At 65.4% G+C, this 17,888-nt stretch carries 15 protein-coding genes and 3 tRNA genes; 12 read left to right on the top strand and 6 right to left on the bottom strand.

Annotation, left to right across the window (positions count from 1 at the left end; genetic code table 11):
- The first annotated feature begins 31 nt into the window (after nt 1–31).
- From F813_RS0101280 to lpxC, 4 genes are all read left to right on the top strand, one after another.
- Entirely contained in the window at nt 32–754 is a 723-nt protein-coding gene (locus F813_RS0101280; RefSeq protein ID WP_012983559.1) for a cell division protein FtsQ/DivIB, read from the top strand.
- Between the two features lie 23 nt (nt 755–777).
- Nucleotides 778–2,013, top strand: coding sequence for a cell division protein FtsA (gene ftsA, locus F813_RS0101285; RefSeq protein ID WP_017925262.1), 1,236 nt, complete (start codon nt 778–780; stop codon nt 2,011–2,013).
- A gap of 91 nt (nt 2,014–2,104) precedes the next feature.
- Entirely contained in the window at nt 2,105–3,262 is a 1,158-nt protein-coding gene (ftsZ, locus tag F813_RS0101290) for a cell division protein FtsZ (RefSeq protein ID WP_012983557.1), read from the top strand.
- Nucleotides 3,263–3,383: 121 nt separating this feature from the next.
- Nucleotides 3,384–4,307 (top strand): UDP-3-O-acyl-N-acetylglucosamine deacetylase, encoded by a 924-nt coding sequence (gene lpxC, locus F813_RS0101295; RefSeq protein ID WP_012983556.1) that lies wholly within the window; start codon nt 3,384–3,386, stop codon nt 4,305–4,307.
- A gap of 11 nt (nt 4,308–4,318) precedes the next feature.
- Here the strand turns inward: lpxC and F813_RS0101300 are convergent, their stop codons facing one another.
- Nucleotides 4,319–4,747 carry a DciA family protein gene (locus F813_RS0101300; RefSeq protein ID WP_012983555.1) on the bottom strand — a complete coding sequence of 143 codons (429 nt, stop codon included), beginning with the start codon at nt 4,745–4,747 and terminating at the stop codon, nt 4,319–4,321.
- A gap of 48 nt (nt 4,748–4,795) precedes the next feature.
- Here F813_RS0101300 and F813_RS0101305 point away from each other — a divergent pair, with 48 nt between their 5' ends.
- The 4 genes from F813_RS0101305 to F813_RS0101320 all read left to right on the top strand — a co-directional run bounded on the left by F813_RS0101305 (nt 4,796) and on the right by F813_RS0101320 (nt 10,799).
- Nucleotides 4,796–5,686 carry a M23 family metallopeptidase gene (locus F813_RS0101305; RefSeq protein WP_012983554.1) on the top strand — a complete coding sequence of 297 codons (891 nt, stop codon included), beginning with the start codon at nt 4,796–4,798 and terminating at the stop codon, nt 5,684–5,686.
- A 113-nt stretch (nt 5,687–5,799) separates the two neighbouring features.
- Nucleotides 5,800–8,586: a preprotein translocase subunit SecA gene (gene secA, locus F813_RS0101310; RefSeq protein ID WP_017925264.1), complete on the top strand. Its 2,787-nt coding sequence runs from the start codon at nt 5,800–5,802 to the stop codon at nt 8,584–8,586.
- 19 nt (nt 8,587–8,605) lie between these two features.
- Complete coding sequence (argJ, locus tag F813_RS0101315; protein ID WP_017925265.1) at nt 8,606–9,817, top strand: bifunctional glutamate N-acetyltransferase/amino-acid acetyltransferase ArgJ; 1,212 nt, start codon at nt 8,606–8,608, stop codon at nt 9,815–9,817.
- Nucleotides 9,798–10,799, top strand: coding sequence for a Nudix family hydrolase (locus F813_RS0101320; protein ID WP_026148089.1), 1,002 nt, complete (start codon nt 9,798–9,800; stop codon nt 10,797–10,799). The genes argJ and F813_RS0101320 overlap by 20 nt, the downstream gene beginning before the upstream one ends.
- 22 nt (nt 10,800–10,821) lie before the next feature.
- Here the strand turns inward: F813_RS0101320 and zapD are convergent, their stop codons facing one another.
- From zapD to pilB, 5 genes are all read right to left on the bottom strand, one after another.
- Nucleotides 10,822–11,592: a cell division protein ZapD gene (gene zapD, locus F813_RS0101325; RefSeq protein ID WP_012983550.1), complete on the bottom strand. Its 771-nt coding sequence runs from the start codon at nt 11,590–11,592 to the stop codon at nt 10,822–10,824.
- Between the two features lie 150 nt (nt 11,593–11,742).
- Nucleotides 11,743–12,354, bottom strand: coding sequence for a dephospho-CoA kinase (coaE, locus tag F813_RS0101330; RefSeq protein WP_012983549.1), 612 nt, complete (start codon nt 12,352–12,354; stop codon nt 11,743–11,745).
- A gap of 4 nt (nt 12,355–12,358) precedes the next feature.
- On the bottom strand, nt 12,359–13,222 hold the full coding sequence (locus tag F813_RS0101335; RefSeq protein ID WP_017925267.1) for an A24 family peptidase: 864 nt from the start codon (nt 13,220–13,222) through the stop codon (nt 12,359–12,361).
- Between the two features lie 315 nt (nt 13,223–13,537).
- Nucleotides 13,538–14,749, bottom strand: a complete 1,212-nt coding sequence (locus tag F813_RS0101340) for a type II secretion system F family protein (protein ID WP_012983547.1) — start codon at nt 14,747–14,749, stop codon at nt 13,538–13,540.
- A 60-nt stretch (nt 14,750–14,809) separates the two neighbouring features.
- Nucleotides 14,810–16,528 (bottom strand): type IV-A pilus assembly ATPase PilB, encoded by a 1,719-nt coding sequence (gene pilB / locus F813_RS0101345; protein ID WP_012983546.1) that lies wholly within the window; start codon nt 16,526–16,528, stop codon nt 14,810–14,812.
- A 208-nt stretch (nt 16,529–16,736) separates the two neighbouring features.
- Here pilB and F813_RS0101350 point away from each other — a divergent pair.
- From F813_RS0101350 to F813_RS0101365, 4 genes are all read left to right on the top strand, one after another.
- Nucleotides 16,737–16,821 (top strand) — tRNA-Tyr (locus F813_RS0101350).
- 56 nt (nt 16,822–16,877) lie between these two features.
- Nucleotides 16,878–16,951, top strand: a tRNA-Gly gene (locus tag F813_RS0101355).
- Between the two features lie 44 nt (nt 16,952–16,995).
- Nucleotides 16,996–17,071: transfer RNA gene (locus F813_RS0101360), tRNA-Thr, on the top strand.
- Nucleotides 17,072–17,137: 66 nt separating this feature from the next.
- On the top strand, nt 17,138–17,888 hold a 751-nt coding region (locus tag F813_RS0101365; protein WP_017925268.1), incomplete at its 3' end, for an elongation factor Tu.

The following is a 17,888-nucleotide window of genomic DNA, read 5'->3' on the forward strand; positions in this document are numbered from 1 at the left end:
GCGGCCGGCCGGTCCGTCGCGTCTGCAGGCCATGACCGGGCCGGGGCTGCGCCTGCTCGCCGGCATGGGGCTGGCCGGGGCGCTGGTGCTGGGCCTCAGCCTGTGGCTGCACTTCGACCCGGATCAGCACCTGCCGATTGGCTCCATCCAGATTACCGGCGAGCCGCGTCATGCCGACACGGACGCGATCCTCGAACGGGTGCGGGCTCATGCGCCGGGATTTGTGGGTACGGACCTCGAGGTGCTGCGCGAGGAGCTGCAGGCCATGCCCTGGGTGGACGCGGTGCAACTGCGCCGTCGCTGGCCCGACACCCTGGAGGTCCATGTGACCGAACCGGTCCCGGTGGCCCAGTGGGGCGACGATCACCTGGTTGACCGCCACGGGCGCCTGTTCGGGCCGGTGGACCTGGCCGAATGGGATTTCCTGCCGGCTCTGGCCGGCGAGGACGGCCGTCAGGTGGTGCTGATGCACCGCTACCTGGAGGTCTCCGCGCGCCTGGCCGACGCCGGGTTCGAGGTGGTGGGCGTGCACGAGGGCAAGCGGCATGACTGGACCATCCACCTGGCCGATGGGGCGGAGGTCCTGATGGGCCGCGACGTGAATCTGAACCGGCTGGGCCAGCTGGTGCGCGCGGCGCCGGCCCTGCGGGCGCGTGAGGATGCCCCGATTGCGCGGGTGGACCTGCGCTATCCGCACGGGCTGGCCGTGGCTTGGGCCGAAGAAGCGGACAACGACGGCGGCAACGCCCGATGACACGAACGACAGGACGCAGAAAGATGATGGCAAAGAAGTCGGAACCCGGACTGATCGTTGGCCTGGATGTCGGCACCTCGAAGATCGAGGCGATCGTCGGCGAGCTGACCGACGAGGGCGAGATCGAGATCATCGGCATCGGCTCCTCGCCGTCGCGCGGACTGAAGAAGGGCGTGGTCGTGAACATCGAGTCCACCGTCCAGTCGATCCAGCGCGCGGTGGAGGAGGCCGAGCTGATGGCCGGCTGCGAGATTCATTCGGTTTACACCGGCATCGCCGGCTCGCACATCAAGAGCTACAACTCCACCGGCGTGGTCGCGATCAAGGACGGCGAGGTCGTGGCGGGTGATGTCGACCGGGTGATCGATGCCGCCCGCGCGATCGCGATCCCGGCCGATCAGCGCATCCTCCACGTGCTGCCGCAGGAATACATCATTGACGAGCAGGAGGGCATCCGCGAGCCGATCGGGATGTCCGGGGTGCGGCTGGAGGCCAAGGTGCACCTGGTCACCGGCGCGGTGTCCGCGGCGCAGAACATCGTCAAGTGCGTGGAGCGCTGTGGACTGCGGGTGGATGACATCATCCTGGAGCAGCTCGCCTCCAGTTACTCGGTGCTCAGCGAGGATGAGAAGGATCTGGGTGTGTGTCTGGTCGACATCGGCGGGGGCACTACCGACATCGCGGTGTTCGCCCACGGCGCGATCATGCACACCGCGGTCATCCCGATTGCCGGTGACCAGGTGACCAACGACATCGCGGTGGCCCTGCGTACGCCGACCCAGTACGCCGACGAACTCAAGATCAAGTACGCCTGTGCGTTGCGCACGCTGGCCGACCCGGGCGAGACCATCGAGGTCCCGGGGGTCGGCGATCGGGCCGCGCGCCGGCTGTCGCGCCAGACGCTCGCCTCCGTGGTCGAGCCGCGCTACGAGGAACTGCTGCAGCTGGTGCAGGCGGAACTGCGCCGCAGCGGCACCGAGGAAATGATCGCCGCCGGGGTGGTACTGACCGGCGGATCGTCTCGAATGGAAGGTGTGGTGGACCTTGCCGAAGAGGTCTTCCACATGCCCGTGCGCCTGGGGGTGCCGCAACGCGTCACCGGGCTCCTGGATGTGGTGAAGAATCCGATCCACGCGACGGGCGTAGGGCTGTTGCTCTACGCCCGCGAGTCGCGTGCGGAACAGGAGGCCCGGCCCGTGAGCAGCGGGTTCCAGGGTGTATGGGCGCGCATGAAGCGCTGGTTATCCGGCCAGTTCTGATGACCAGAACCGCCGGGGTTATGGGGGTCGGACCGCTCTCCGGCCATAGGCAAACGACTGACATGTACACACGAACCGAGAGGACGCAGCCATGACGTTCGAACTGATGGATACCTTTAGCCAGAACGCCACGATTAAGGTCGTTGGCGTTGGGGGTGGTGGCGGCAATGCCGTACAGCACATGGTTCACTCGCAACTCGACGGCGTGGATTTCATCTGCGCCAATACCGATGCCCAGGCCCTGAAGAGCCTGGACTCCAAGACGCTGCTGCAGCTGGGTGGCGACATCACCAAGGGTCTGGGTGCAGGGGCCGATCCGTCGGTCGGGCGCGAGGCGGCCCTGGAAGACCGCGAGCGCATCCAGGACCTGCTCCAGGGTGCGGACATGGTGTTCATTACCGCCGGCATGGGTGGCGGTACCGGCACGGGCGCGGCCCCGGTGGTTGCACAGATCGCCAAGGAGATGGGCATCCTGACGGTTGCAGTGGTCACCAAGCCGTTCCCGTTCGAGGGCAAGAAGCGCATGCAGGTGGCCGTGTCCGGGATCAAGGCGCTGACCGAGCAGGTCGATTCGCTGATCACCATCCCGAACGAGAAACTGCTGACCGTGCTGGGCAAGAACACCACGTTGCTGGACGCCTTCAAGGCTGCCAACGACGTGCTGTTTGGTGCGGTGCAGGGGATCGCCGAACTGATCACCCGCCCGGGCCTGATCAACGTCGACTTCGCCGACGTGCGCAACGTGATGCGCGAGATGGGCATGGCGATGATGGGCACCGGCACCGGTACCGGCGAGGACCGTGCGCGTCAGGCCGCCGAGGCCGCGATTGCCAGCCCGTTGCTCGAGGATGTCGATATCTCCGGTGCTCGCGGGATTCTGGTGAACGTCACCGGGGGCATGGATGTCGGAATCGGCGAGTTCGAGGAGGTCGGCGAGGCCGTGAAGGCCCTGGCGTCCGAGGATGCGACCGTGGTGGTCGGTACCGTGATTGATCCCGAGATGAGCGACGAACTGCGTGTGACCCTGGTGGCCACCGGCCTCGGTGCCCAGACGGCCCAGCAGGAACGCCCGCAGGTGCGTGTGGTCGATGCCCAGCCGAAGCGCGCGGTCGGCTCCGACGTCGAGGTGGACCTCGACCAGCCGACGGTGAAGCGTCGCGGCGGGGACAATCTCGCGGTCGACTACAACCAGCAGCAAGGCATCGATGTGCTGGATATCCCGGCCTTTCTGCGCAAACAAGCCGACTGAGCAAGGGGCCGCATGCAGGGAGAGCGGAAACTTGCAATAATGCGGTAATCGTTGTGTGCATGAGGAGCCCGGGAGGGCCCGGGCTCCACTTTGCACCTGAAAAAGCAAGAGGTTATACGCGTTGATTCGACAAAGAACGCTCAAGAACAGCATCCGGGCCACAGGCGTGGGGCTGCATACCGGGGAAAAGGTCGTGCTTACGCTGCGACCGGCGCCGGTGAATACCGGGATCGTCTTCCATCGGAGCGATCTGGACCCCGTCGTCGAAATCCCGGCTCGGGCGGAGAACGTGGGCGACACGCGTTTGTCGACAACGCTCGTCAAGGGGGACGTGCGCGTCTCCACCGTGGAACATCTGCTTTCCGCGATCGCGGGGCTGGGCATCGACAACCTGCACGTGGATGTCAGTGCCGCCGAGGTCCCGATCATGGACGGCAGTGCCGGGCCGTTTGTGTTCCTGTTGCAGTCCGCCGGGCTCAAGGAACAGGATGCCCCCAAGGAATTCATCCGGGTGAAGCGCAGCGTGGAAGTCCGCGAGGGCGACAAATGGGTGCGCTTCGACCCCTATGACGGGTTCAAGGTCGGTTTCTGCATCGACTTCGAACACCCGATGTTTACCGACGGAAGCCAGCGCGCCGAGCTGGACTTCTCGTCCACCTCCTTTGTAAAGGAGGTCTCGCGTGCCCGGACCTTCGGGTTCATGCGCGATATCGAGGCCCTGCGCGCCAACCAGCTGGCGCTGGGTGGCAGCCTGGACAACGCCGTTGTGCTTGATGACTACAAGATCCTGAACGAGAACGGTCTGCGCTACGACAACGAGCTGGTCAAGCACAAGATCCTCGACGTGGTCGGCGATCTGTATCTGCTCGGACACAGCCTGATCGGCGCGTTTACCGGGCACAAGTCCGGGCATGCGCTGAACAACCAGTTAATCCGCCAGTTGGCGGCGGACGAGACGGCCTGGGAAAAGGTTACCTTCGAGGACCCCTCGGAGCGCCTGCCGATCTCCTTCGGGCAGCTGGCGCCCACGATCGCCACTGGCTAGGCCTGGCGGGGCTAGCGTCCCTGCGGGGGCAGTGCCGCGAGGCGTTCCAGTGCCCCGGCCAGTTCCGGGTCGCTGATCGAGCGCGCGGTCTGCATCAGTAGGGAGCGGGCCGACTCCGGGATCTCGCGTTGAACCGCGACCCGTTTGGGTTGTGGCGCGCGTGGCGTGCTGTCGAGTCGGATGCGCACCTCGGTGGTGCCGTCGATTCCGGCCGCCGCGAGCGTCTTCAGCAGTTCGCGCTGTTGGAAACGGATCTCGGTCGCCAGTGGCCGATCGGCGCAGACCGCGATCAGGGTCTCTCCTTGCCGGGTCAGCGCCAGGCGTCCGCGCCGTAGCTCCTCTCCCACCACGGGGGCGAGGGCGCGTTCCAGCTCCCGGTCGCGGTCGCTGTGAACGCTCAAATTCGCCGCGACAAAGCGGTTCGCGGGGCGCGGCATCATTGGCGCGGCTCCACGAAGCCCGACAGTACAAGAGTAATTGAGAAACGCATGCAACTGATCGTACTACGACCGGATGGCCTTTGTACCCGCCTTCCGCTTCGCGTCACCCTCGTCCTGTCCGTAACCCTGCTCGCCCTGGTCGTGGCGGCCGTGGCCGCCGCCTACTGGGTGGGGCAACAGCAGCGCGAGGTTATCAAGGTACCGGTGGTGCCGGGGAGCGACCAGGCGGTGATCGAGGCCGCCGAGCGCGAGGTGGCGCACGAGGGCCTGAAACACCTCGCCGAACGGGTGGTGGCCCTGGAACGCCAGCTCGCCCGTGTTGACCTGCGCATGCGCTCGGTGGGCGAGACGCTTGACCTGGATTTGTCCGAGCTGACGCCCGCGATGGGGGGGCAGGGTGGACCTGAACTGGAGGGGCCGGATTCCCCCGTTGCGATGGATGAACGCCTCTACGCCCTCGAGCGCCTGCTCCATCGGCAACAGACCTCGGTGGCCCTGATCGACGACACACTGCGCGAGGATGCCTCGCGCGAGGCCCTGCGTCCGCAATTGATGCCGGTCGATGACGAGGCCTGGATCAGCTCGGCCTTTGGTTATCGCAACGACCCGTTTACCGGCGCGCGGCGCTTCCATTCCGGCATGGACTTCGCTGGCAGTCCGGGCTCGGAGATCCGCGCCGCGGGTGGTGGCATCGTGGTGTTCTCGGGCAAACGCGATGCCTACGGCAAGATGGTGGAGATTGACCACGGGGGCGGTCTGCGTACCCGCTACGCGCACAACTCCGAGCTGCTCGTGGAGCCGGGGCAGCGCGTGGATGCCGGCGACACCATTGCACGCATGGGCCGCACGGGCCGTGCCACGGACACGCACCTGCACTATGAAGTCCTCAAGGCGGGGCAGGCCGTTAATCCCTACGACTTCCTGCCTAGCGACGACTGAATCCGAACCCCTCCGGCATCCGCCCACGCGCAGGTGCTGGGCGGATGGTTTATCCTAGATAGGTTTCGGACAACGGCTGGCTCTTAATACAAGCCCCCCTCAAGCGGATCCCTATGGTCAAGCAGCTCGTACAGAAGTTCTTCGGCAGTCGCAACGACCGCATCATCAAGCGCTATCGCAAGCAGGTTGAGCAGGTGAACGCCCTCGCGGAAGCCACCGAGGCCCTGCCGCGCCAGGAGCTGCAACACAAGACCACGGAGCTGCGCCAGCGCGCCCAGGACGGCGAGTCCATCGACAAGCTGTTGCCGGAGGCCTTTGCGGTCTGCCGCGCCATGAGCGTGCATGCCCTTGGCATGCGCCATTTCGACGTGCAGTTGATCGGTGGCATGGTGCTGAACGACGGGCGCATCGCCGAGATGCGCACGGGGGAAGGCAAGACCCTGGTCGCCACGCTCCCTGCCTACCTCAACGCCCTGTCCGGCGATGGTGTGCACGTGGTCACGGTCAACGACTACCTGGCCCGCCGCGACGCCGCGTGGATGGGCCGGCTGTATCACGCCCTGGGACTCAGCGTCGGGGTGATTAACTCCTCCGGCGGGCTGGGCGTGGACAGCGCCTCGTATCTGTACGACCCCGAGTACAAGGCCGAAGAAGGCGGAATGGACCACCTGCGTCCGGTGACCCGCCGCGAGGCCTATGCCGCCGATATCACCTACGGCACCAACAACGAGTTCGGCTTCGACTACCTGCGCGACAACATGGCGTTTTCCGCCGATCAGCGGGTGCAGCGGGGCCTCAATTTCGCGGTGGTCGACGAGGTCGACTCGATCCTGATCGATGAGGCCCGGACCCCGTTGATCATCTCCGGCCCCAGTGGCGACAGCTCCGAGCTCTACGAGCGGATGAACAAGATCCCGCCCCAGCTCACCCGTCAGGAAGACGAGGAGAGCGAGGGCGACTACTACGTCGACGAGAAGGCCAAGCAGGTCTTCCTGAGCGAGGACGGGCACGAGAAGGCCGAGCAGCTGCTGCGCGAGGAAGGGTTGCTGGAGGAGTACCAGTCTCTGTATGACGCCGGCGCGATCCAGGTCCTGCATCACCTGAACGCCGCCCTGCGTGCCCATGCGCTGTTCCACCGCGACGTGGACTACCTGGTGCGTGACAACAAGGTCCAGATCATCGACGAATTCACCGGCCGCATCATGGGTGGTCGGCGCTGGTCCGAGGGTCTGCACCAGGCGATCGAGGCGAAGGAAGGCGTCCCGATCCAGCGCGAAAACCAGACCCTGGCCTCGATTACCTTCCAGAACTATTTCCGTCTGTACGAGAAACTGGCCGGCATGACCGGTACCGCGGACACCGAGGCCTACGAGTTCCAGACGATCTACGGCCTCGAGGTTGTTGTGGTGCCTGGCAACAGGCCGCTGGTGCGGGACGACATGCAGGACCTCGTCTACCTGACACAGGAAGAGAAGTACCAGGCGATCATCAAGGAGATCCAGTGGTGCGTGGATCGCGGCCAGCCCGTACTGGTCGGCACCGCATCCGTCGAGGCCTCCGAACGCCTGGCCCAGGCCCTGAAAAAGACCGGGATCAAATTCGAGGTGCTCAACGCCAAGCAGCACGAGCGCGAGGCCGCGATCATTGCCCATGCCGGGCGCCCCGGTGCGATCACCCTGGCCACCAACATGGCGGGCCGCGGGACCGACATCGTGCTGGGTGGGTCGCTGGATGCCGAGCTGGCCGAGGTGGACCCGGAAGACACCGCGAAATGCGAGCAGATCAAGGCGGACTGGCAGAAGCGCCACGATGCCGTGCTCGCGTCCGGCGGCTTGCACATCATCGGTTCCGAGCGCCACGAATCCCGCCGCATCGACAACCAGCTGCGCGGTCGTTCCGGGCGTCAGGGTGACCCGGGCTCCAGCCGTTTCTTCCTGTCGCTGGAAGACAACCTGATGCGAGTGTTCGCCTCCGAGCGCGTGCGCGGGCTGATGCAACGCCTGGGCATGAAGGAGGGCGAGGCGATCGAGAATGCCTGGGTCTCGCGCGCGATCGAGAACGCCCAGCGCAAGGTCGAGGCGCACAACTTCGATATCCGCAAGCAGCTGCTGGAGTACGACGACGTCGCCAACGACCAGCGGCGGGTGATCTACGAACAGCGTGCCGAGTTGCTGACCACCGACGACATCAGCGACACCATCGAGGCGTTGCTCAATGACGTGATCAATGCCCAGATCAGCGAGTACATCCCGCCCGGTTCCATTGAGGACGAGTGGGACGTCGAGGGTCTGGAGCAGGCCCTGGCCGGCGAGTTCGGGATCGAGTTGCCCGTGAAGCAGTGGCTGGAGGATGAGGACGACCTGCACGAAGAGCCGCTGCGCGAACGGATTATCGAGCACGCCCGCACGCTGCTTGCCGGCAAGCGCGAGCAGCTGGGCGATACCACGATGAACCGCCTGCAGCGCGACATGATGCTCCAGGTGCTGGATACCCAGTGGAAGGAACACCTGGCCGCGATGGACTACCTGCGCCAGGGCATCGGGCTGCGCGGCTACGCACAGCGCAACCCGAAGCAGGAATACAAGAAAGAAGCCTTCGCGATGTTCCAGGCCCTGCTGGAGCGCATCAAGCACGACGTCATCAAGTATCTGCTGCGCATCCAGCTGCGCTCGCCCGAAGAGGTCGAGGCGCTGCAGCCGAAGAAAAAGGCCCCGGCCGAGTCCAACATGAACTTCCAGCACGAGAACCCGGACAGCGCGCTGGACGCCGGGGCGGAAGAGCGCGAGCCTGTGGCCAGTGGTGACACCCCTTATCGTCGCGAGGGCCCCAAGCTTGGCCGCAACGAACCCTGCTGGTGCGGTTCGGGCAAGAAGTACAAGCAGTGCCACGGCAAGCTCTGATTTTGTCCGGGACTCCTTGATGGCTGTCGGTCTGCAACCACCGGAGACGCTGCTGCCGGTGCCGGGCATCCGCCTGGCGACTACCGCGGCGGGCATCCGCTACGCCGGGCGCGACGACCTGGTACTGGTCGATGCCGGCCCGGACGCCACCATTGTGGCGCTCTATACCACCAACGCCTTCTGCGCCGCGCCGGTCATCGTGGCCCGTGAGCACCAGTCCGCGTGCCCCGGCCGCTGGCTGTTGATCAACGCGGGCAATGCCAACGCCGGGACCGGGGAGACAGGGCTGGCCGCCGCGCGTGCCTGTTGCGAGGCAGTCGCCGCAGTGGTCGGCGGGGATGCCCGTGCGGTGCTGCCCTTCTCTACCGGCGTGATCGGCGAGCCGCTACCGGTCGAGCGGATTACAGCGGTTCTGCCCACCCTGCAAGCGGCGCTGGTGCCGAATGGCTGGATGCGGGCGGGCCGCGCGATCATGACCACCGATACCGTGCTCAAGGGCGGCAGTCGCCGTATCGAGCTCTCGGGCGGTACCGTGAACCTGACCGGGATCGCCAAGGGCTCCGGGATGATCCACCCGAATATGGCCACGATGCTCGGGTTCATCGGGACCGATCTCGTTATCACCGAAGCGGACCTGTTGCCTTTGCTGCGCGCAGCGAATGCGGCCAGCTTTAACGCCATCACGGTGGATGGCGACACTTCTACGAACGATGCGGTCGTCTGCATGGCCTCGGGCGCCAGCGGCGCGACGCTGGCCACGGCCGAGGACCGCGAGACCTTCACGCGCGCACTCGGAGACTTGTGCCTGGAGCTCGCGCAGGCGATCGTGCGCGACGGCGAGGGCGCGACCAAGTTCGTGACCGTGGCGGTGGAGTCGGCCCGTGACGAGGCCGAGGCTGCCCGGGTGGCCGAGACCGTGGCCCTGTCGCCGCTGGTCAAGACCGCCCTTTTCGCGTCCGATCCCAATTGGGGGCGCATCCTGGCCGCGGTCGGTCGCGCCGGCGTCGCGGACCTGGCGATCGAGCAGGTCGCCATCACCGTCAATGGCGTCGCGATCGTTCGCGGGGGCGGCCGTTCCCCGGACTACACCGAAGCGGCCGGGCAGCAGGCCTTTGCGCAGGACGAGATCGAAATCCACATCGCGCTGGGTCGGGGGCCGGCTGCGGCCCGCAAGTACACCTGCGACTTCTCCCACGAGTACGTTCGTATCAATGCCGAATACCGGTCCTGAGCCGGCCGGATCCGTTCCGCCGTTGGAGGTCGCGGTGGGGCTGGTGCTCGATGCCGAGGGCCGCGTGCTGGTCAGTCGACGTCTGGCCGGCCGGCACCTCGCCGGCTATTGGGAGTTTCCGGGCGGCAAGATCGATGCCGGCGAAAGCGCCTTTGCCGGCCTGGTGCGCGAGTTGCACGAAGAGCTGGGGATTGTCGTGCGCGCCGGTGTTCAATGTCTGACCGTGCGCCATGACTTTGCCGAGTGTTCCGTGGCCCTGCGCGTGTTCCGGGTAACGGACTGGTCCGGCACGGTGCATGGCCGCGAAGGGCAGGAATGGGCCTGGCGCGACCCGGCTACCCTGGACCCCGCGGATTTCCCCGCTGCCAATCACCCGATGTTTCAGGCCCTGGTTCTGCCGCAGCGCTATGTGATTACACCATCCCCTGCGGTGCGGGCCGAGATCCCGGCTGTGGTTGAGCAGGTCCAGGCAGCGCTGGTGGCTATGGACGACGCGATGCTGCAGGTCCGGGCGCCATCGCTGGGGCGGAAGGACTACCGAGCCTTGGTCGAGCCACTCCACGGGTTTGCCCGCGGTCGCGGCATACCGCTGCTGGCCAACGCCCCGTGGGAGTGGGTTGCGGACCTGTCCGGTATCGGATGGCATCTTCCCGAACGGCGCTGGCGTGCGCTGGACGAGCGCCCCCCGGTGTCGGGTCTGGTGGCAGCGTCGGTGCATGACGCCGAAGGACTGACTGCGGCCGCCCGGCTGGGGCTGGATTTTGCCGTCCTGAGTCCAGTGTGTTCCACGGTCTCCCATCCCGGCGTGCCGGGTATGGGGTGGGCGCAATTCGCCGCGCAGGTGCGCGAGGCTGGGGTCCCGGTTTATGCCCTGGGCGGGATGCGTGCGTCCGATCTGGAACAGGCGCGGACCTGCGGTGCCCAGGGGATCGCGGCGATCCGGGGGCTGCTGGGGATGGAGGCCGGTGAAACGGCGGTCTGAGTGGTGAGCCCGTTCAGCCCGTTTACAAGGCGCAGCAGCACAGCTGGAATTCAATGTCCTGTGCGGCGGGGATGGGGCGGCTGCGGAAATCCTCGGGTGAGAAAAAACGCACCGTGAAGCGTTGGCGTCCCGCGCTGATCTCCGGGTAATACCCCAGATCGGGATCGACACTGACCCGGATCAGTTGCCATGCATGACTCGTGTCCAGGCTGCGTTCGAAATAGCCGTCTTCGGCGATCGCGGACTCCGAGCGCCCGGATCGGCGCATATAGGACAGGACCTGGACGGTTGCCTCGGCAACCGTGTTCAACGGTTCGAACCATTCCAGCAACAGTGCGGTGCGCTCCGGGGAACTCTGGGCCAGCCAGTGATGGTAGATCGGCAGGTCGAAATCGAAGGCCCCGCCGGGTAGCGCCATGCGCTGGCGCACGCTGTTGAAGAATTCGTTGCCACGCACTCGATGATCCAGCGACCCGGCCTGTTCTTCCAGGGCGGTGTGCAGGCGTTTCTGCGCCTGCATGGTCTCGGTGAAACGCTCCGGGTCGACGCCCGGCTGGTGCGTGAGTCGGTTGAGGTTGGCAGTCTGGCGCTCGATCTCGCCCATCAATTCGCGCTTGATGTCGACGCGGGTGACCAGGGCATAGATGTCGACCAGCGAGACCAGGGCCTCGTGATGGTCAAAAGGCCGGCCGGACTCCAGGGCGTCCCCGAACCGCTGAGCCAGCGCCTCCAGGCGCAACAGCAGTCGCACGCGTTCGTGCAGCGGTTGTTCGAAGGTGAGTAATTGGGTCACGGGCGGCCCGTCCGGCTTGGGTTCTCGGTGTTGCGGGGCAACACGACCCTGGCAGTATCCAGTATTCCGGGGGGGACTTTCCACCCGTCCCTGCCAGCAATCGGAGTCGGTGCGCAAGCTCTCCCCCTATCGCGGGCTAGACGCATGTGGCTAGCCCTTCCCCGTTGCGGCTCGAAGCTGATCGTGCAGGTCGGACACCTGCCGGCGCAGATCCTCGTCCGTGGTCGTGCGGCTGTTCGTGATCACCCGGTCGCCGCGTTGGCGGCGCTCGTCCGGACTCAGCTGGCAGTCCATGATGGCCTGCACCTCGGCCGGGGTACGGCCATCGCGATGGGTGACCCGCTCGAGCTGTTCCTCCGGCTCGCAGTCGACGACGATGACCGCGTCGAATTCCTGCTCCCAGCCAGCCTCGAACAGCAGCGGCACCACGATCAGCGCATAACCGTTGGTGTCTGGCAGCTCACGGAGACGGCGTTCCAGTTCCGCGTGCACCGCGGGGTGGACCAGCGCTTCCAGCGCCTTGCGCTCGTCGGGTCGTGCGAAGACCCGTGTGCGCAGGGCCCCGCGATCCAGGTGCCCCCGTGCGTCGAGCACCCCTGGCCCGAACTGTTGAACGATTGCGGCATGCAGGTCGTGCCCCGGCTCCTGCAGTTCGCGGGTGATGCGGTCGGCGTCGAGCACCGGCACCCCCAGGCTGGCAAACAACCCGGCGACGCGGCTCTTGCCGCAGCCAATCCCGCCTGTCAGTCCGACCCGCCGCATAAAACTAGAGCCCCTGTGGGAAGTAGAACGCCACCAGCGTATCGCCCCAGATCAGCGCCAGCCACCCGGCGGCTGCCAGATACGGCCCGAACGGGATCGGGATGTTGCGGTCGCGCCCGCGCAGCAGGATCAGCAGGATGCCGACCACCGCTCCGACCAGCGAGGCCAGCAGCAGGATTACCGGCAGGGCCTGCCAGCCGAGCCATGCGCCCAGCGCGGCGAGCAGCTTGAAGTCGCCGTACCCCATGCCCTCCTTGCCGGTGGCCAGGCGGAAGCCGTGGAAGATCAGCCACAGCACCAGGTAACCGGCGGCCGCTCCGATCACGGCCGACTGCAGATCGGTGAAGGTGCCCGGGATATTGACCAGCAGCCCCAGCCAGAGCAGTGGCAGGGTCAGCTGGTCCGGGAGCAGGGTGGTGCGCGCGTCGATCCCGGCGGCGGCGATCAGGACGCCGGTGAAGATCAGCGCCAGCAGCGCTGTCGTGTCGGGTCCGAAGTGCCAGATGGTCAGGGCAAACAGGACTGCGGTGAGGATCTCGACCAGCGGGTACTGCCAGCTGATGGCTGTGCCGCAGCCCGGGCAGCGTCCGCGCAGCCAGAGGAAGCTGAGCACGGGGATGTTCTCGTACGCACGGATCGGTCGCTCGCAGTGGGGGCAGCGCGAGCGTGGACGCAGCAGATCGAACGGGACGTCGTCCGCTGGGGGCTCCTGCTCCAGGATCGCGCGTGCCTCGGCATTCCAGCCGCGCTCCAGCATCACCGGCAGCCGGGCGATGACCACGTTCAGAAAACTGCCGATTAGCAGCCCGAAAATCGCTGCGACCGCGATTGCCCAGGGTGGCGACAGGAGCACTTCCGTGCCGAGCATCCTAGGGAAGCCCTGACCAATGTGCACGCTCGCGCTCGAGTCGCTTTTGCGTGCGTTTAATGCGCGGTGACTGCCGTGCAGTCATTCTGCACAAGGGAGCCGCAACGCCGTGCGCGCGCCCGTTCTTGATAACAACGGGCGGCCGAGCCCCTGCTTTCAATCGCTTGTGGGGTTGGTAACCCCTGTTCCCCGATCCTGCGTTGCGCCCCGAATCCATCAAAACCGGGCGGGTAGAACCACTACCCGCTGCGCGACGTGCCTTGTCTCGGAAAACCTGGGGTACCAACGCGAGTGTGTACATTGGTCAGTGTTTCCCTAGATGACCTGACCCATCTGGAAGATGGGCAGGTACATCGCGATCACCAGGCCGCCGACCAGTACGCCGAGTACGACCATGATCAGGGGTTCCAGCAGGCTCGAGAGGCTGTCCACGGCGTTGTCCACCTCGGCCTCGTAGAAGTCCGCCACCTTCGCCAGCATCGAGTCCAGCGAGCCGGATTCCTCGCCGATCGCGACCATCTGCACGACCATGTTGGGGAACACGCCGGTATTGCGCATCGACCATTGCAGCTGGGCCCCGGCCGAGGTCTCGTCGCGCATGCGCAGCGTGGCCTCGCGATACAGCGCGTTGCCCGTGGCGCCGGAGACCGAAGTCAGGGCATCGACCAGCGGGACGCCGGCGGAGAACATGGTGGACAGCGTCCGTGCGAAGCGGGCGATCGCGGCTTTGCGCAGGATCGGGCCAAAGGCCGGGGCCTTGAGGATCGCGATATCGAGGAAACGTGCAAATCGTGGCGAACGCCGCCGGGTCTCTACGAATGCGAAGCCGATCGCGACCATGATCGCGAGGATCAGCCACCACCAGGACTGCACGAATCCCGACAGGTCGACCACCATGCGGGTGAAGACCGGCAGGTCCGCGCCAAAGCCCTGGAACAGGGATTCGAACTGCGGGACCACGTAGATCAGCAGGATGGCCGTCACCACGATGGCCACCACGACGACCGCCGCCGGGTAGAACATCGCCTTGCGGATCTTGGCCTTCAGGGCCTCGGTCTTTTCCTTGTAGGTGGCGACCTTGTCGAGCAGGGTCTCGAGCGTCCCCGCCTGCTCGCCGGCCTCGACCAGGTTGACCACCAGGTCGTCGAAGTACTTGGGCTGTTTGGCGAGCGCGGCGGCGAAGGTCTCGCCGCCCTCGACGTCGGCCTTGAGCTTGAGCACGAGATCGCGCATCGCCGGCTTCTCGTTGCCGCGCCCGACAATCTCGAAGGCCTGTACCAGCGGCACGCCGGATTGCAGCATCGTGGTCATCTGTCGCAGGAAGTAGGCGATGTCCGCGGGGACGATCTTTTTCTTGCCCCCGGAGAGTAGCGACTTTGGCTTCTTGCGAATCTTGACGACATTGATGCCGTTCTTGCGCAGTTCGGAGCGTGCGACGGCTTCGCTGTCGGCCGGGGTTTCGCCCTTGACCCGGTCGCCGTTCTTGTTCAGTCCTTCCCAAGCGTAGATTGTCCCGGAATCGGCCATCTACCTGTCCCCCTGTGCTGGTGACCCGAACCGGAGCCGTCCTGAGCGGGTCGCGGCGTGCTAGTCCTTGGTCACGCGGTTAACTTCCTCGAGGCTGGTCATCCCTGCCAGAACCTTTACCAGGCCGGCGCGACGCAGGTCCTCGACCCCTTCCTTTGCGGCCTGTTGAGCCAGCTGCATGGAGTTGTAGCCCTCCAGGATCCCGCGCTGCATCTCTTCGCTGATCGGCATGACCTGATAGATGCCGACCCGCCCCTTGTAGCCGTTCGTGCACTGATCGCAGCCCACTGCTCGATACGCGGTTACGCCGGCCTGAATGTCGGCGTCGGTGAAGCCCTCCTTGCGCAGGACCTCTTCCGGGAGATCCTCCGGTTCCTTGCAGTTCGGGCACAGCCGGCGCGCCAGGCGCTGAGCGATGATCAGCAGGATCGAGGAGGCGATGTTGTAGGGGGGTACCCCCATGTTCGCCAGTCGGGTCAGGGTCTGCGGGGCATCGTTGGTATGCAGCGTGGAGAGCACCAGGTGCCCTGTCTGCGCCGCCTTGATCGCGATCTCCGCGGTCTCGAGGTCGCGGATCTCCCCCACCATGATCACGTCCGGATCCTGACGCAGGAAGGCGCGTAGCGCGCTGGCGAAGGTCAGCCCGACCTTCGGGTTCACGTTGACCTGGTTGACCCCGGGCATGTTGATTTCCGAGGGGTCTTCCGCGGTGGAGATGTTGCGGTCGGCCGTGTTCAGGATCCCAAGGCCGGTGTACAGCGACACCGTTTTACCCGAGCCGGTCGGCCCGGTGACCAGGATCATCCCGTAGGGTCGCTTGAGCGCCTGGAGGTAGGCCTCCTTCTGGTGCTCCTCGTAGCCGAGCTGATCGATCCCGATCTGGGTGCTGCTCGGGTCGAGGATACGCATTACGATCTTTTCGCCGTACAGTGTGGGCAGTGTGCTGACACGAAAATCGATCGCTCGCGTGCGCGAGAGCTTCAGCTTGATGCGCCCATCCTGCGGGACCCGCCGCTCGGCGATGTCCATGCGCGACATGACCTTGACCCGCGCGGTGATGCGTGGCGCCAGGGTGTTCGGCGGGTGGGCGATCTCGTGCAGCACGCCGTCGATGCGAAAGCGCACGCGGAAATCCTTCTCGAACGGCTCGAGGTGGATGTCCGACGCCTTGCGGTTGATCGCGTCCATCAGCACCTTGTTGACGAAGCGCACCACGGGCGCGTCGTCCACCGCGTCGGCGGCGTCCGAAGTGTCGCCGTCATCGCCGCCACCCGATTCGATGGCCAGGTTTTCGAGATCGTCGTCGCCCAGGTCGTCCATCAGCGACGACGCAGCGCTCAGGGCGCTTTCGATCAGGCGGTCGAGCTTGTGCCCCTCGACCAGTACGGCCTCCACCGGCATCCCGGTCGCGAACTTGAACTCGTCGGTGGCCCCCAGGTTGGTGGGGTCGGATACCGCGATATACAGGCGGTTGCCGCGCTGCATGATCGGCAGGGCGTGGTGTTTCTGGATCAGCTTCTCGTTCAGGTGATCCTTGGGCAGCAGCTCGGGTTCAAAGCACGACAAATCCAGTACCGGGAGGCCGAACTCCTCGGCCGCGGCCTCGGCCAGGCGGGCCTCGGAGACCTGCCCCTTGCTGGCGAGCAGGGGCATCAAAGGGGTCTGCTGAGCGCGCGATTCCTCGGCGATCTGGGCAGCGATATCTTCCGCAATCAGGCCGGCGTCCACGAGACGCTTGGCCAGACCCGGCAGGCGGGGCGCCGTTGTCGTGTTGGGCATGGGCCTCTACGCGCGAATCTTCAAGTCCTGAATAGGCACACTCTACGTGCGTCTGTCGTGGAATGGAAACCGTCAGGCGCACCGTATGACCGGAAATCATAGGTAGAGAATGAGCGACATGCGCGCATGCCCGCGTGATCTGCGCGCGGGATGTAATCCCCGCTTGACGCTGTGCTTCGCGCTGGTTCAGAATACGCGGCTTGATCGAGGAGGGATACCCAAGCGGTCAACGGGGGCAGACTGTAAATCTGCTGGCTCAGCCTTCGGAGGTTCGAATCCTCCTCCCTCCACCATCGGGTTTTCAAGCCAGCGGCCTGTAGCGGGCGGTGGTTCGGCAAGCCAGGGTTCTGCGGGTGTAGTTCAATGGTAGAACCTCAGCCTTCCAAGCTGATGATGTGGGTTCGATTCCCATCACCCGCTCCAGTTGATCCGAACGGTTCGGGTCCGGCCCTGGCCAGGTAAGTCAGGCTCATGTAGCTCAGTCGGTAGAGCACTTCCTTGGTAAGGAAGAGGTCACCGGTTCGAATCCGGTCATGAGCTCCAATTTTGTGTAAGTCAGCGTACAACCTGCGTCGCTTGTGAAAGCGTCACGATCCGGGGAAGCGAGAGATGTCCAAGGAAAAGTTCGAGCGTAAGAAGCCGCATGTGAATGTGGGGACGATTGGTCATGTGGACCATGGCAAGACCACGCTGACGGCGGCGATGACGACGGTGCTGGGCAAGAAGTACGGTAGCGAAGCCCGTGCGTTTGACCAGATCGACAATGCGCCGGAAGAGAAGGCGCGCGGGATTACGATTGCCACGGCGCACGTGGAATACGAATCCGACATTCGTCACTACGCGCATGTGGATTGCCCTGGGCACGCGGACTACGTGAAGAACATGATCACGGGTGCGGCGCAGATGGACGGCGCGATTCTGGTGGTGTCCGCGGCCGATGGTCCGATGCCGCAGACCCGCGAGCACATTCTGCTGGCGCGTCAGGTGGGTGTGCCGTACATCGTGGTGTTCCTGAACAAGGCCGACATGGTCGACGACCCCGAGCTGCTCGAGCTGGTCGAGATGGAAGTGCGCGATCTGCTGTCTTCCTATGATTTCCCGGGCGACGACACCCCGGTGATCACCGGTTCCGCGCTGAAGGCGCTGGAAGGTGACGAGAGCGAAGTGGGCGCGCAGGCGATCTACAAGCTGGTCGAGGCGATGGACAGCTGGATTCCGGAGCCGGAGCGCGCGGTGGACGGCGACTTCCTGATGCCGGTGGAAGACGTGTTCTCGATCTCCGGGCGCGGCACTGTGGTGACGGGTCGTATCGAGCGCGGTGTGGTCAAGGTGGGCGAGGAGATCGAGATTGTCGGTATCC

The organism is Thioalkalivibrio sp. HL-Eb18, from assembly GCF_000364985.1.
GTDB lineage: Bacteria > Pseudomonadota > Gammaproteobacteria > Ectothiorhodospirales > Ectothiorhodospiraceae > Thioalkalivibrio.

Coding starts and splice junctions, on each gene's coding strand:
- secA (WP_017925264.1), top strand. CDS start 5,800: ATGGTCAAGCAGCTCGTACAGAAGTTCTTCGGCAGTCGCAACGACCGC.
- F813_RS0101305 (WP_012983554.1), top strand. CDS start 4,796: ATGCAACTGATCGTACTACGACCGGATGGCCTTTGTACCCGCCTTCCG.
- coaE (WP_012983549.1), bottom strand. CDS start 12,354: ATGCGGCGGGTCGGACTGACAGGCGGGATTGGCTGCGGCAAGAGCCGC.
- F813_RS0101280 (WP_012983559.1), top strand. CDS start 32: ATGACCGGGCCGGGGCTGCGCCTGCTCGCCGGCATGGGGCTGGCCGGG.
- argJ (WP_017925265.1), top strand. CDS start 8,606: ATGGCTGTCGGTCTGCAACCACCGGAGACGCTGCTGCCGGTGCCGGGC.
- F813_RS0101340 (WP_012983547.1), bottom strand. CDS start 14,749: ATGGCCGATTCCGGGACAATCTACGCTTGGGAAGGACTGAACAAGAAC.
- ftsZ (WP_012983557.1), top strand. CDS start 2,105: ATGACGTTCGAACTGATGGATACCTTTAGCCAGAACGCCACGATTAAG.
- pilB (WP_012983546.1), bottom strand. CDS start 16,528: ATGCCCAACACGACAACGGCGCCCCGCCTGCCGGGTCTGGCCAAGCGT.
- F813_RS0101335 (WP_017925267.1), bottom strand. CDS start 13,222: ATGCTCGGCACGGAAGTGCTCCTGTCGCCACCCTGGGCAATCGCGGTC.
- F813_RS0101320 (WP_026148089.1), top strand. CDS start 9,798: ATGCCGAATACCGGTCCTGAGCCGGCCGGATCCGTTCCGCCGTTGGAG.
- F813_RS0101300 (WP_012983555.1), bottom strand. CDS start 4,747: ATGATGCCGCGCCCCGCGAACCGCTTTGTCGCGGCGAATTTGAGCGTT.
- ftsA (WP_017925262.1), top strand. CDS start 778: ATGATGGCAAAGAAGTCGGAACCCGGACTGATCGTTGGCCTGGATGTC.